Annotated in this window: 15 protein-coding genes; 11 read left to right on the forward strand and 4 right to left on the reverse strand. The window is 64.7% G+C overall.

Annotated elements, in window-relative coordinates; genetic code table 11:
• Positions 1-1,828, forward strand: a 1,828-nt coding sequence (locus QM467_RS10100) for a Calx-beta domain-containing protein (RefSeq protein ID WP_283366193.1), incomplete at its 5' end; no start/stop codon positions are given.
• 20 nt (positions 1,829-1,848) lie between these two features.
• Here QM467_RS10100 and dnaN read toward each other — a convergent pair.
• A complete protein-coding gene (gene dnaN, locus QM467_RS10105) occupies positions 1,849-2,979 on the reverse strand; it encodes a DNA polymerase III subunit beta (RefSeq protein ID WP_283366194.1) in 1,131 nt (376 codons plus the stop codon).
• A 290-nt stretch (positions 2,980-3,269) separates the two neighbouring features.
• Between dnaN and QM467_RS10110 the strand changes: the two genes are divergently transcribed.
• Positions 3,270-5,498, forward strand: coding sequence for a transglycosylase domain-containing protein (locus QM467_RS10110; protein WP_283366195.1), 2,229 nt, complete (start codon positions 3,270-3,272; stop codon positions 5,496-5,498).
• 51 nt (positions 5,499-5,549) lie between these two features.
• Entirely contained in the window at positions 5,550-5,897 is a 348-nt protein-coding gene (locus tag QM467_RS10115; protein ID WP_283366196.1) for a hypothetical protein, read from the forward strand.
• Positions 5,898-5,914: 17 nt separating this feature from the next.
• On the opposite strand, the gene QM467_RS10120 is transcribed toward QM467_RS10115, so the two are convergent.
• Positions 5,915-6,394, reverse strand: a complete 480-nt coding sequence (locus QM467_RS10120) for a GyrI-like domain-containing protein (RefSeq protein WP_283366197.1) — start codon at positions 6,392-6,394, stop codon at positions 5,915-5,917.
• On the reverse strand, positions 6,391-7,719 hold the full coding sequence (locus tag QM467_RS10125; protein WP_283366198.1) for a dihydroorotase: 1,329 nt from the start codon (positions 7,717-7,719) through the stop codon (positions 6,391-6,393). Before QM467_RS10125 ends, QM467_RS10120 begins: the two co-directional genes overlap by 4 nt.
• 252 nt (positions 7,720-7,971) lie before the next feature.
• Between QM467_RS10125 and ygfZ the strand changes: the two genes are divergently transcribed.
• The gene (ygfZ, locus tag QM467_RS10130) at positions 7,972-8,784 is read left to right on the forward strand and encodes a CAF17-like 4Fe-4S cluster assembly/insertion protein YgfZ (protein WP_283366199.1); all 813 of its coding nucleotides are present in this window, start codon (positions 7,972-7,974) and stop codon (positions 8,782-8,784) included.
• A 2-nt stretch (positions 8,785-8,786) separates the two neighbouring features.
• Here the strand turns inward: ygfZ and QM467_RS10135 are convergent, their stop codons facing one another.
• Positions 8,787-9,149, reverse strand: a complete 363-nt coding sequence (locus QM467_RS10135; protein WP_283366200.1) for a carboxymuconolactone decarboxylase family protein — start codon at positions 9,147-9,149, stop codon at positions 8,787-8,789.
• A gap of 110 nt (positions 9,150-9,259) precedes the next feature.
• Between QM467_RS10135 and QM467_RS10140 the strand changes: the two genes are divergently transcribed.
• The 7 genes from QM467_RS10140 to QM467_RS10170 all read left to right on the forward strand — a co-directional run bounded on the left by QM467_RS10140 (position 9,260) and on the right by QM467_RS10170 (position 14,126).
• Positions 9,260-9,889 (forward strand): DNA-3-methyladenine glycosylase I, encoded by a 630-nt coding sequence (locus QM467_RS10140; RefSeq protein WP_283366201.1) that lies wholly within the window; start codon positions 9,260-9,262, stop codon positions 9,887-9,889.
• A gap of 11 nt (positions 9,890-9,900) precedes the next feature.
• Positions 9,901-10,503 (forward strand): HD domain-containing protein, encoded by a 603-nt coding sequence (locus QM467_RS10145; RefSeq protein ID WP_283366202.1) that lies wholly within the window; start codon positions 9,901-9,903, stop codon positions 10,501-10,503.
• Positions 10,503-11,012 (forward strand): tyrosine phosphatase family protein, encoded by a 510-nt coding sequence (locus QM467_RS10150; RefSeq protein ID WP_283366203.1) that lies wholly within the window; start codon positions 10,503-10,505, stop codon positions 11,010-11,012. The genes QM467_RS10145 and QM467_RS10150 overlap by 1 nt, the downstream gene beginning before the upstream one ends.
• Positions 11,009-12,028 (forward strand): NUDIX hydrolase, encoded by a 1,020-nt coding sequence (locus tag QM467_RS10155; protein WP_283366204.1) that lies wholly within the window; start codon positions 11,009-11,011, stop codon positions 12,026-12,028. The genes QM467_RS10150 and QM467_RS10155 overlap by 4 nt, the downstream gene beginning before the upstream one ends.
• Positions 12,029-12,089: 61 nt before the next feature.
• The gene (locus tag QM467_RS10160) at positions 12,090-12,335 is read left to right on the forward strand and encodes an exodeoxyribonuclease VII small subunit (RefSeq protein ID WP_283366205.1); all 246 of its coding nucleotides are present in this window, start codon (positions 12,090-12,092) and stop codon (positions 12,333-12,335) included.
• 4 nt (positions 12,336-12,339) lie between these two features.
• Entirely contained in the window at positions 12,340-13,233 is an 894-nt protein-coding gene (locus QM467_RS10165; protein ID WP_283366206.1) for a pirin family protein, read from the forward strand.
• Entirely contained in the window at positions 13,230-14,126 is an 897-nt protein-coding gene (locus QM467_RS10170) for a 4-(cytidine 5'-diphospho)-2-C-methyl-D-erythritol kinase (protein WP_283366207.1), read from the forward strand. Before QM467_RS10165 ends, QM467_RS10170 begins: the two co-directional genes overlap by 4 nt.
• The last annotated feature ends 20 nt before the right edge of the window (positions 14,127-14,146 follow it).

The raw sequence follows: 14,146 nt of genomic DNA on the forward strand, positions 1-14,146 counted from the left end.
CGTGGTCGGCGACATCTCGATTGGAGACGTGTCCATCGCCGAGGGCGATTCCGGCACGAAGACGCTGACCTTCACGGTGAGCCGCACGGGAACGGCGGCGTTCAGCGTCGGCTACGCCACGGCGGACGGAACAGCCTCCGCCGGCAGCGACTATGTCGCAGCTTCGGGAACGCTGAACTTCGCGCAAGGCCAGACGACCCAGACCATCTCGGTCACGATCAATGGCGACGCGACTATCGAGCCCAACGAGACCTTCTTCGTCAATCTCGCCAACGCCACCAATGGCGGCGTCATCTTCGACGGGCAGGGGCTTGGGACGATCACGAATGACGACGGAGCCGGCGTCAATCACGCGCCAACCGCGATCGCGCTGGACGCACCGCAACCGGTCAAGGAGAATGTTGCGGGGGCTGTCGTCGGAACTCTGTCGACGACCGATGACCTTGGCGATACACACGCCTACACAGTGAACGACTCCAGGTTCGAAGTCGTGGGCAACCAGCTCAAACTGAAGGCTGGCCAACGCCTTGATTTTGAGCGCGCGCCGACGATCGGTCTCAATATCACAGCCACCGACCAGGGCGGACTGAGCGTCACCAAGGGGGTGACCGTTTCCGTCGGCGACGTGGCGGAGGTTCGGTTCGCCGAAACCAGCGATTACGGCGGCGGCGCAGGCGAGGCGGCTGTCGCCGCTCTCATAGCGAGCATGAACGTCGACTTTATTGTCACGGCGGGCGACAACGTACAGTTCAGCGGCGTTCCCATAGACCAGCAGATCGGGCTATATTACTCCAGCTATATACAGAATTATATTGGCGCATATGGAACGGGGAGCGCAATAAATCGCTTTTTCCCGACAGTTGGCAACCACGAGTACGAGGAGGCCGCCGGCGGCGTCAATGCAAGCAATTATTACAATTATTTCACCCTACCGGATAACGAGCATTATTACGACTACCAGATGGGCTCCGTTCACTTCTTCTCGATAAATAACACGCAATACGAGCCGGACGGTTACAAATATCCATCGACGCAGGCCAGTTGGCTGCAAGCGGGCCTCGCGGCGTCGGATTCGGCGTTCAATATAGTGCTCTCGCACTATCCGGCATATTCTTCGGGCTCGATCCATGGATCGCAACCATCCGCACAGTGGCCTTTCGAGGCTTGGGGCGCCACGGCCGTTATCAGCGGGCACGATCACGACTACGAACGCATTCTGCGCGACGACAATGGCGACGGCCAGACAATGCCCTATTTCGTCGCGGGGCTCGGAGGCTTCGGCAGGTATGATTTCTCCACCCCTGTCGATGGAAGTCAGATTCGTTACAATGCCGATTACGGAGCGATGCTGATCCAGGCCAGCGATGCGACGATTACATTCGAGTTCTGGTCGGTCGCCAATGGCGGCACGCTCATTGACAGCTACACGATCGATCGCCAGGGCGCGGATCCGCTTCTGGCCGACGGCGACGACATAATGAACGGCAGCTCGGGCTCCGACTACATGAATGGACTTTCGGGCGCCGATCGTCTTGAAGGCAAGGGCGGCGACGACATGCTCATCGGCGGCCAGGGCGCGGACACCTTTGTGTTCAAGCCGGGCTTCGGCCGGGACACCATCGCCGACTTTGTCGTCGAGGGGTTCGGCCATGACGTCATCGAGTTCTCAACCGCTGTCTTCGCCGACTGGAACGCTTTGCGCGCGGCGATTACCGACAGCGTTCAGGGCGCGGTGATCACGCTTGACGCAAATAATACGATCACGCTGGCCAATGTGACGAAGGCCCAGCTCGTCGCCAATAATGGCGAAGACTTCTTATTCGTGTAGGAACGCGCCTTGGCGCCCGTCTACACGCGCATGGGCATGAGCACATAGAGCGCGCTGGCGCCGTCGCGGTCCTGGATGATGGTCGGCGAGCCGGAATCATTCATCTTGAACAAAGCCGTGTCGCTGTCGAGCTGGTTGGCGATGTCGATCAGATAACGGGCGTTGAAGCCGATTTCGAGCGGCGGCGCGTCATAATCGACCTCCAGTTCTTCCACGGCGGAACCCGAATCGGGATTGGTGACCGAGAGCACCAGCTTGCCGTCGGCGACGGCGAGCTTCACGGCGCGGCCGCGCTCCGAGGAAATGGTCGAGACGCGATCCACGGCTTCGGAGAAGTCCTTGCGCTCGACGGTGAGGAACTTGTCGTTATTGGGCGGAATGACGCGGGCGTAATCGGGGAAGGAGCCGTCGATCAGCTTGGAGGTCAGCACCACCGAACCCAGCGTGAAGCGGATCTTGGCCGAGGACAGCTCGATCGAGATCTCGGCTTCGGGGTCTTCGATCAGCTTTTGCACTTCGGCGACCGCCTTGCGCGGCACGATCACGCCCGGCATGCCGACGGCGCCTGCGGGGGCGGCGGTTTCGAGCCGCGCCAGCCGGTGGCCGTCGGTGGCCACCGCGCGCAGTAGGGACTTGCCGTCCACTTCCGTCACATGCAGGAACACGCCATTGAGGTAATAGCGCGTCTCCTCGTTGGAAATGGCGAATTGCGTCTTGTCGAGCAGGCGTTTGAGCTCGCCGGCGCCGAGCTTGAAGCTGTGGCTCAGCTCGCCGGCGGCGAGATCGGGGAAATCGCTTTCGGGCAGGGATTGAAGGCTGAAGCGCGACCGGCCCGAGCGCAGTTGCAGCTGTCCGCTGTCATGCCCAATTTCTTGTCCGCTTTCCAGCGACACCTGCGCGCCGTCCGGCAGCTTGCGGACGATTTCATAGAGCGTATGGGCGGGCAAGGTGGTGGCGCCGGGCTGGCCGACATCGGCTGGCGTGGTCTCGGTGACCTCGAGATCGAGATCGGTCGCCTTCAGCTGCAAACCGCCGCCGCTCGCGCTGAGCAGGACATTGGAGAGAATCGGAATGGTCGTCCGCCGCTCGACGACGCGATGGACATGACCGAGCGACTTCAGGAGAGCCGTTCTCTCAAGCGTGACTTTCATGGGGCGGCGTTCCAGATTTCAAAACTTGCCTTGCGGGGGCGCAACTTTGCAGCGGCTCGTCTGGCAAAGCAAGCGCCGCGCGCCAATTGGCGGTTCGGTGGCGGGGGATAAGCCAATCGTCCTGTGGCCCTAACGGTTAACTGGCCCTTAAACCGCCGGATTTATTCTGTCTTTCGCCGGAAGCGAAGGGTCGCGGCCGCCGATTCCCTTCGGCGCCCGTCGCGCGCGCTGATTCTTCGCTGGCGAAGCCGCCCGGCAAGGCGGCCCATTGGGAAGTCGGACCGCGAGACATGGCGCGCAAAAAGGCGCTGAAAGAGCGCATCGAGCCCAGATTTTCCGCCGGAGACGACGAAGCTGCGCCGCGCGTCGTCGCGGAAAAGCGCGCCTCGCGCGGTGATCGCGGCGTCGGCGGCGAAAAGCCCGCGCGCGGCAAGACGAAGAAAAAAGCGCGGCGCTCCCTGCTCGGCGGCCTGTTCTACTGGGGCTTCGTGCTGGCGATCTGGGGCGTGATCGGCGCCGGCGGGCTGTTCGTGTTCTATGGCTCGCAACTGCCTCATATCGACCAGCTCGCGGTGCCCAAGCGCCCGCCCAATATCGCCGTGCTGGCCGTGGACGGCTCGCTGCTCGCCAATCGCGGCGACACCGGCGGCGCGGCGATCCCCGTGCAGGACCTGCCGCCTTACCTGCCGAAAGCCTTCATCGCGATCGAGGACCGGCGCTTCTACAGCCATTGGGGCGTCGATCCGCTCGGAATCGTGCGCGCGCTCAGCAAGAACATCATTGGCCATGGATCGATGCAGGGCGGCTCGACGCTGACCCAGCAATTGGCGAAAAACCTCTTCCTGACGCAGGAGCGCACTTTTTCCCGCAAGATCCAGGAGGCGATCCTCGCGCTCTGGCTGGAGCATAAATATTCCAAGGACCAGATTCTCGAACTTTACCTGAACCGGGTCTATTTCGGCTCCGGCGCTTATGGCGTGGACGCTGCGTCGCAGAAATATTTCGGCCATTCGGCCAGGGCGGCGACTTTGCCGGAGGCGGCCATGCTCGCCGGCCTCATGAAGGCGCCGACCAAGCTCGCGCCGAATCACAATGAATCGGCCGCGATCGAGCGCGCAAATCAGGTCGTTACCGCCATGGCGCGCGAGGGCTTCATCACCGAGGCCGAGGCCAAGGCGGCGCTGGCTCACCCGGCCCACGCCGTGCGCGGACGCGACGGCGGCTCGCTCAATTACGCCGCCGATTATGTAATGGACGTGCTCGACGACACCATCGGCGCCATCGACGAGGACATTGTCGTCACCTCGACCATCGCGCCCGCCATGCAGGCTTCGGCGGAGCGCGCCCTGACCGACGTTCTCAACAAACAGGGCGGGAAGTTCGGCGTCTCGCAAGGGGCGCTGGTCTCGCTTGACGGAACCGGCGCGATTCGCGCCCTGATCGGCGGACGCGATTACGAGGACAGCCAGTTCGACCGCGCCGTGCTGGCGCATCGCCAGCCGGGCTCTTCCTTCAAGCCCTTCGTCTATCTGACGGCGCTGGAGCATGGCCTGACGCCGGATAGCGTGCGCGAGGACGGCCCGATCAATGTGCGCGGCTGGCAGCCGGAAAATTCGACCCATAAATTCATGGGCCAGGTCAATCTCACGACGGCGCTGGCGCTGTCGCTCAATACGGTCGCGGTGCGGCTGGGCCTCGAAGTCGGCCCGCGCGCCGTGATCCAGACCGCGCATCGGCTCGGAATCGCCTCCGAGCTTCAGCCCAACGCCTCGATCGCGCTGGGCACGTCCGAGGTCACGCCGCTCGAACTGACGACGGCCTATGTGCCCTTCGCCAATGGCGGCATCGGCGTGCAGGCGCATATCATCACCAAGGTCCGCACGGCGGACGGCAAGCTGCTTTACGCCCGCAAGGGGTCGAGCAATGGAAGGGTGATCGACCCGACCTATGTGGCGATGATGAACGCCATGCTGGAGCAGACGCTCATCATCGGCACAGGCAAGAAGGCGGACCTGCCCGGCTGGCAGGCGGCGGGCAAGACCGGCACCAGCCAGGATTACCGCGACGCCTGGTTCGTCGGCTACACCAGCCAGCTCGTGACTGGCGTCTGGCTCGGCAATGACGACAATTCGCCGACCAGGAAAGCGTCGGGCGCCAACCTGCCGGTGGAAATCTGGTCGCGCTACATGCGCGAGGCCCTGCGCGGCATGGCGGTCGCGGGCCTGCCGAGCGGCGGCTGGCGCAGCGAAAGCCTCGCCGGCCCGGCAAATTCGCTCTGGCCCTTCCCGCAACCGGCGCAAAACCCGCCGCCACAGCAGACGCCGCATATGGACACCAGCAATCCCTCCGCGCCGACCGTCATGACCGGCGCCGGCCGGCCAGCCGCGCCGCCCTCCGCCGCGCCGCGCGGCGACGATGCGCCGATTCCGCCCGAGGACATTCCCGGCGCGCCGACGGGCGACCGCCTGCCGCCAGTCCCTGACAACCGCAATATCCTGGAAAAACTTTTCGGCGGTTGAGTTTTTCCTTCGCGTCTCCAATTAGAAAGCAGGCGCGGAAAGGTCTCGAACATGTTTACCCGGCTTTTGATCGCCAAAGTGATATTGGGTGCGGGCCTTGTCCTGTGCGGACAGGCGGCCCCGGCGCAGGCGCAGAAAATGAAGATCGTCCAGGGGCAGGCCTATTGGGATGAGGATCCGGGGCCGGTCTATGATTCCTACTGGGTCTCGGGCCAGTACAAATATGATCCGAACGGCTATATGGAGCGCAATTGGCGCGATCCGGAGCTCCACGTCATGACGGTGCTTGCCGATCATGCCGGCAAGGCCAATTGCGTCTTCCGCAAACGCGTCCAGGTTTCGGATTGGGATTTCAACCATCCCATCCTGCGCGTGTGCCGTACGCCGCCGAAGGATTGAAGCCGGCGTTTTACGGATCAGTCCAGCGGCTGCGCCAGCTCGGTCCGCCAGTCCTGCGGCGGCAGGCCGGAATCCGGGCCGCAGAGATAGGTTTCCCAGAAATCGGCGCGGGTTTTCACGCCCTGCGCCGCGACCCAGTTTGAAAACGCGGTCCATGCGCCCGGCAGGCCGGAATAATCGCCGACATATTGGCCGCGCGCGATCCTCGCCGCCGATATGACGCCGGGGCGAACGCGGCCCGCCGCGGCGATGGGGCGCTGCGTCGGCAGACAAAGGTCGAAAAGGAATTTTTCGTCCGGCCACCGCCAATGATGCGTGAGCCAGGGGCCGTCCGCTGCAAGGCCCTGCGCGGCGACGGCGACGCGAAGCTCGGCCAGAGTTGGCCCCATGATGTCGCGAATGCGCGCGGCCTCAACCTCCACCGGGATGAAGGCGACGTCGAAATCCGCCATATCCACGATTTCCAGCCGGTCCAGCGTCGGTGATCCGGTCGTCACAACGCTTCCAGAAAGCGGATCGCCTTCCCGGTCGAGGGCGCCAGAACCTCGCCTTCCCACATTACGCGGGCGCCGCGCACGAATGTGCCGACGGGCCAGCCCGTGACCTCCTTGCCGTGATAAGGCGTCCAGCCGCAGCGCGAGGCGATCCATTCGTCGCGGATGGTTTCCCGCCGCTTGAGATCGACGATGGTCAGGTCAGCGTCATAGCCCACGGCGACACGGCCCTTGCGCGCGATCTGGAACAGCCGCGCCGGCCCGGCGCTGGTGAGGTCGACAAAACGCTGCAGGCTCAGGCGGCCCGCCGCGACATGGTCGAGCATGATCGGCACGAGGGTCTGCACGCCGGTCATGCCGGACGGGCTGTCTGGATAGGCTTTGGCCTTTTCCTCCAGCGTGTGCGGGGCGTGATCGGAGCCGAGCACGTCGACCACGCCCTGATCGAGCCCGCGCCAGATCTTTTCGCGATGGCTCTTGTCGCGCACCGGAGGGTTCATCTGGATTTTCGTGCCGAGCGTGGCGTATTCGTCTGCTGACAGGGTCAGATGATGCGGCGTGACCTCGACGCTGGCGACATCCTTGTGCGCCGCCAGAAAGGTGATTTCCTCAGCCGTAGAGACATGCAGCACATGGATGCGCGCGCGCTGCTCGCGCGCGATGGCGATCAGGCGCCTGGTGCAGGCCAGGGCGGTCTCGGCGTCGCGCCAGACCGGATGCGAGGCCGGGTCGCCGGGGATGCGCTCGTTCATGCGCTCGTTGAGGCGATATTCGTCCTCGCTGTGGAACGCGGCGCGCCGGCGCGCATGGCGCAGGATCTCCTTGACGCCCGCGTCGTCCTCCACCAGCAGCGAACCGGTCGACGAGCCCATGAAGACTTTTATGCCCGCCGCGCCTGGCAGGCGCTCCAGTTCCGCGACATGTCTGGCGTTTTCATGCGTGCCGCCGACGTAAAAGGCGAAATCGCAGTGCATCCGCGATGTCGCGCGGGAAACCTTTTCCGCCAGGGCCTCGGGCGTCGTGGTCAGCGGATTGGTGTTGGGCATTTCGAAAACGGCGGTGACGCCGCCAAGCACGGCGGCCCGCGACCCGGTTTCGAGGTCTTCCTTGTGGGTTGGGCCGGGCTCGCGGAAATGGACCTGGCTGTCGATCACGCCCGGCAGGATGTGTAGCCCGGCGCAGTCAATGACCTGACCAGCGCTTGCCTGCGACAGGTCGCCGATGGCGGCGATGGTCTCGCCAATAATTCCGACGTCGCGCGGCGCGACTCCGTCCTGATTGACCAGCACGCCGCCGCGCAGGATCACATCATAGGTTTCTTGCGGCATGGGGCCTCCGGATATTTTGTTCGAGCGCGGACCAAAGCTTGCATGGACGCGTTGGTTTGGAGCGAGGCCGACATTATATCGGACAATTGCGTTTGGACAGGGCGACCCACTGGCGCTTGCCTTTGTGCACGGACGTCGGCTCTTGCAGAATGGGGATCAGTCAGGAGCGAATGCGACGCCGAACTGATGTGAGGGATCCGGTGATTGCGACGCGTCGCGATCACCGGCAACGGAAATAAGGTGGGGAAGACGATGAAAGCGGCTCTTTTGACGGATCGTGGCGTGGTGCGGGTCGGCGGCCCGGAGGCGCGCAGTTTCCTTCAGGGTCTTGTCACCGGCAACGCCGTGACGCTTGGGGAGGACGAGGCGCGCTGGGCGGCGCTGCTGTCGCCGCAGGGCAAGATCCTGTTCGATTTCCTGATGAGCGCGACTCCCGACGCCATCTTGCTCGACGTCAATCGCGAGAAAATCCCGGATCTGGTCAAGCGCCTGACTATGTACAGGCTGCGGGCGAAGGTCGAGATCTCGGACGAGAGTGAAAATCTCTCTGTCATCGCGCTCTATGACGGCGCTCCGGGCGAGGGCGCGCGCGATTCGCGCCATGCGGAAATGGGCACGCGCCTGATCGTCCCCGCGGGCAAAGTCGCCGCGCAAATGCTGACCTTCGGCGGCGATTTCGGCCTGGCCGATTACGCCGCCCATCGCATCGCGCTGGGCGTGCCCGAGGGCGGGGTCGATTTCGCCTATGGCGACGCGTTTCCGCATGAAGCCGACATGGACCAACTCAATGGCGTCGATTTCAAAAAAGGCTGTTTCGTCGGCCAGGAAGTGGTGGCGCGCATGCATTATCGCGGCACGACCCGCAATCGCGTGCTGAAAGTGCTGTTGGAAGGCGCTGCGCCGCCGCCCGGCGCCATCGTCATGGCGGGCGAGATCAGGGTCGGAACCATGGGGTCGAGCGCCGGCGCGCAGGGCCTCGCCTTGCTGCGGATCGACCGCGCCGAAGAGGCGGCGCAGGCGGGCCAGGCTTTGGTCAGCGGCGAAACCCGGCTGCGGCTGGCCTGATTTCAGGCCTCGGCTGTCTCGACGGCGAATTGCGAAAAGGCCTGGACGGCGTGGCTGGCGTACATGACCGAAGGCCCGGCGCCCATATAGATCGCCATGCCGAGAGTCTCCATGACCTCTTCGCGCGTCGCGCCGAGTTTTGCGGCGGCCTTGGCGTGGAAGGCGATGCAATCGTCGCAGCGGGTGGCCACGCCGATCGCCAGGGCGATCAGCTCCTTGGTCTTGGCGTCGAGAGCGCCGGCTTTGGTCGCGGTCTGCGCCATGGCCGAAAATGTCTTCATCACTTCGGCGGCGCCTGCGCCCGCGCGCAGGTCGCGCAACTGTGCGGAAAGCTTTTGGGTGGTTTCGGGCCAGTCGAGAATCATCGGGCGCTCCCTTTATCTGTTCAAAACATATATATGAATAAACGCATATAACAAGGGGCGGCGAGGCCCCGTCCTTGGCGAAAAGCCGCCAAGCGGCTAAAACTTTCCAGATGACGGACGCTCCCAGACGAATCGCCATCGCCCATCTCGACGGAAAAATGCGCTGCCCCTGGCCGGGGCAGGACGCCGCCTATGTCGCCTATCACGACGACGAATGGGGCGTGCCCGAATTCGACTCCCGCGCGCTGTTTGAGAAGCTCATTCTCGATGGTTTCCAGGCCGGGCTGTCCTGGATCTCCATCCTGCGCAAGCGCGAGAATTTCCGCCGCGCCTTCGACGGCTTCGATCCCGAAAAGATCGCGGCCTATCAGCCCGCCAAGCTGGAAAGCCTGATGCAGGACGCGGGCATCGTCCGCAATCGCGCCAAGATCGCCGGAACCGTCGCCTCCGCGAGGCTCTATCTCGAAATCGAGGCCGGGCAGGGCTTCTCCAATTTTATTTGGGATTTCGTCGATGGGCGGCCCATCGTGAATACGTTCCGCGCCCTTGACGACGTTCCCGCCCTCACGCCGGCATCGGAAAAGCTCTCGCGCGAGTTGAAGCGGCGCGGCTTCAAATTCTGCGGTCCCACTATCGCTTACGCCTTCATGCAGGCGGTCGGCATGGTCAATGACCATCTGGTCGATTGCCATTGCCATCAGGCCTGCCAGCTGGCCTACACAAAATCGGGGTCGGCATGAAGGCCAAGGCTATGAAAACGAGCGCTGCGCCGCGCGCCTGGCAGCGCATGCTGTCGGGCCGGCGTCTCGACATTCTCAATCCTTCGCCGCTGGACGTCGAGATCGAGGACATCGCCCACGGCCTCGCCCGCGTCGCGCGCTGGAACGGCCAGACCCAGGGCGGCGTCATTTTCTCGGTGGCGCAGCATTCTGTTCTGGTGGCGGATATCTGCGCGCTGCTTGACCCCGCCCTTTCTCCGCGCGGAAAACTTTACGCCCTGCTGCATGACGCCCCGGAATATGTCATCGGCGACATGATTTCGCCCTTTAAGGCGGCGCTCGGCAGCGTCTATCGCGAGTTCGAGGCGCGGTTGGCGCAGGCGATTCTGCAGAGGTTCTCGCTCAACCCGGATCCGCCAGCGGCGCTCGAACGCCTGACCAAGAAGGCGGACCGCATCTCGGCCTTTTTCGAGGCCACGCGCTACGCCGGCTTCGAGGCCGACGAGGCGAAAACCCTGTTCGGCGCGCCGGACGTCGCGCCGGAGCCGCTCGAAAGCCTGCTGGCGCCGATGTCTTCGGAGCAGGCGCAGGCGCTGTTCCTTGATCGGTTCAAAGCCTTCGACAGGGGGCCATGATGGGCCGGCTCTATGTCTGTCCGCTCGGCAAGGTCGAACAGGTTGTCGAGCAAAGCGGCGCGGAAAGCCTGATTTCCCTGCTCAGCCCGCCTGCGTCGCCGCCGCGCCCCTCGCGCATCGCCCCGCAGCGCCATCTCGTGCTCGGCCTGTCCGACATTGTCGCGCCCTGCGACGGCCATGTGCTGGCGGGCGCGGATCATGTCGAGGCCTTGCTGGCTTTTCTGCGGGACTGGGATCGCACGGCCCCGCTCGTCATTCATTGCTATGCCGGGGTCAGCCGCTCGCCGGCGGCGGCTTTCATCGCCGCCTGCGCGCTGACGCCGAGGCCAGAAGGCGAAATCGCCCGGGACCTGCGCCGCTTGTCGCCCTCGGCCACGCCGAATAGGCATCTGATCGCACTTGCCGACTCGCTGCTGTCGCGCGAAGGAAGGATGATCGCCGCCGGCGAATCGATCGGGCGCGGCGCTGAATGTTTCGAGGGCGAAATCTTCTGCATGGATCTGGCATGAGCGGGGTCCCCCATCCATCCGTCCCGGTGGAGATCGGCCTCACGGCGGCCATCGTCGCCGTGCGCGGCGATGCGCCCTTGATTCTGGTGGCGCGCGGCGCGCGGCGCGAGGATCTTGCATCGCGGCGCGCGGATATTGGCGCGGGCGTGGCGGCGCTGCCGTCCGGTCCGTTCGATCCGGTCAATCACCGCACCTTCGAGATGGGCCTGCGCGCCTGGGTTGCCGAACAGACCGGCGTGCCGGTCGGCTATGTCGAGCAGCTCTACACTTTCGGCGACCGCGGCCGCCACAGCCGCGCCGACAGCCGCGACCCCCATGTGGTTTCGATCGGCTATCTGGCGCTCACCCGCATCAGCGGCGAGGACATCGCCACGGCGCCAGATGCGGGCTTTCGCGAATGGTACCGATTCTTCCCCTGGGAGGACTGGCGCCAGGGCCGGCCCCCGCTGATCGACGCCGCCATCATGCCGGGGCTGCGCGCCTTTATCGCGCGCGGCGGCGATTCGACCCATCGGCGCGGCCTTTCGCGCATCGAGCGCGTGCGCCTGCTGTTTGGCGAGGACGGCGACCGATTTGACGAGGAGAACGTCCTCGACCGTTATGAACTGCTCTATGAGGCCGGTCTGGTCGAAGAGAGCGTGCGCGACGGCCGCGAGCCGGCGCCGGGTTTCAAGGAGCGTCCGCCGCTGGGCGAATCCATGCAGGCCGATCATCGCCGGATTCTGGCCACCGCCATGGGCCGGCTGCGCGCCAAGATGAAATATCGCCCCGTGATCTTCGAGCTGATGCCGGAAAACTTCACGCTCACGGCTTTGCAGACCACGGTCGAGGCCATTTCCGGGCGTCATCTGCACAAGCAGAATTTCCGGCGCCTCGTCGAGGCCTCCGCCGTGGTCGAGCCGACCGGCGAAATGTCGCGCGCCACAGGGGGGCGTCCGGCGGCTTTGTTCCGCTTCCGCCGCGACGTGCTGCAGGAGCGTCCCGCCCCGGGTCTTAGGGTGGGCATAAGGGGCTGAACTTGTCGAGCGCGGCCGCGCGGTCCATATTGGAGCGCAGCGAACAGGACGGAAGACGATATTGAGCCAGCCCGAAACAGTCGCCAGTTTGAGTTTCGAAGCCGCCATGCGCGAGCTGGAGGAAATCGTCGGCGCGCTCGAAAAGGGCAATGTCGATCTCGACAAGTCCATCGCGCTTTATGAGCGCGGCGAAATCCTCAAGAAACATTGCGACGCGCTGCTGAAAAGCGCCGAGGCGCGTATCGAGAAAATCGTGCAGGGGGCGGACGGCGCCGCCAAGAGCGTAGCCCCCCTCGACGTGGAGTGAAATCATGTCCGAGCTTGCGTCGGCTTCGGTCGAAACCATCGTCGTTCCGGTGGCGAAGGACCTCGGCGGCTTCGGCGTGCGCCGCGTTTTGCCTTCGGCGAAACGGCGCATGGTCGGCCCCTTCGTCTTCCTCGACCGCATGGGGCCGGCGGATTTCGCGCCCGGAACCGGCATTGACGTTCGCCCGCATCCCCATATCGGCCTCGCCACACTGACCTATCTGCTCGATGGCGAAATGTTCCACCGCGATTCGCTCGGCAGCTCCCAGCAAATTTCCCCGGGCGCGGTCAATCTCATGGTCGCGGGGCGCGGCATCGTCCATTCGGAACGCTCGCCGCAGGATTTCCGCGCTTCGGGCGGGCGCATGGACGGGCTGCAATTCTGGGTCGGCTTGCCCAAGAAATTCGAGGAAACCGAGCCGAGCTTCGAGCATCACGAGCGCGATGCCTTGCCGGAGATTGGAGGCGAGGGTTGGCGCCTGCGCCTCGCCATCGGCACCCTGCACGGCCATAGCGCGCCGGTCAAAACCTTCTCGACCTGCTTTTTCGCGGACATCCAGCTCGACCAGGGCGCCGTTTACGAATTTTGCGGCGGCCATGACGAACGCGCCTTTTACATCGTTTCCGGTCAGGTCGAGATCGACGGCGCGACTTTCGCCGCCGATCAATTGGTCGTTATCCGTCCCGGCGCGCGGGCGGCGGTGCGCGCGAGCGAGCCGAGCCGATTCGCTGCGCTCGGCGGCGACGCAATGGATGGCCCGCGCTTCCTGTGGTGGAATTTCGTGTCCTCCGACCGGGAGCGTATTCTGGCCGCCCGCGCCGATTGGGTTGCGGGGAAGTTCAAGATGCTCGAAGGCGATCCGGAATTCACCCCGGCGCCGGAACTGAAAGCTCTATGACGGAAACGAAAATCTCGACCGCCGCCGTGCTGGCGTCCCGCGCCCCGGCGAAAATCAATCTCACGCTGCATATCGAAGGGCGACGCCCCGACGGCTATCACGAATTGCAAAGCCTGGTCGCCTTCGCCGGAGCGGGCGATTACCTCAGCTTCACGCCCGCCGAATATTTCGACCTGACGCTGGAAGGCCCGACCGCCTTCGAGGCGGGCGACGGAGGCGATAATCTGGTGGCGCGGGTCGAGCGGGCGCTCCGGGCGGAAAAGCCGGGCCTGATCTCGGGCGTCTTCCATCTCGTGAAACGCCTGCCGGTTGCGGCGGGGATCGGCGGCGGCTCCTCTGACGCGGCCGCCGCCTTGCGCCTGCTCGCCCGGGCCAATGGGCTCGCCGCCGACGATCCGGCGCTCTATGCCGCCGCCCGCCTCACCGGCGCGGACATTCCGGTTTGCCTTGATCCGCGCGCAAAGATGATGGGCGGCTCCGGGGAAAGGCTCGGTCCGCCGATGGCGCTGCCGCCGCTTTTCGCGGTGCTGATCAATCCGCGCGTCCCGGTCGAGACGCGGGCGGTGTTCCAGAAGCTCGGCCTCAGGCCCGGCGAAAGCCTGGGCTATGGCCCGCATCCGGCGATCGCCTCGGGCATGGATTTCGAAAGCCTGCTGCGCGCCTTGAAAAAAGGCCGCAACGACATGGAGGACGCGGCTTGCGTGCTGGCGCCCGTGGTCGGCCATGTGCTGGCGGTGCTGAGCGGCGCGCGCGGCTGCCGGCTCGCCCGCATGTCGGGCTCCGGCGCCACCTGTTTCGCCTTGTTCGAGTCCTGCCGTCAGGCCGGCGCGGCGGCGAAGGCCATTTCGCGCGGCCACCCCGACTGGTGGGTGAAGGCGACCCTGCTGCGCTAGAGAGGAACGCCAGCCCCCAT

The sequence above is a fragment of the Rhodoblastus sp. 17X3 genome (assembly GCF_030056575.1).
GTDB lineage: Bacteria > Pseudomonadota > Alphaproteobacteria > Rhizobiales > Beijerinckiaceae > Rhodoblastus.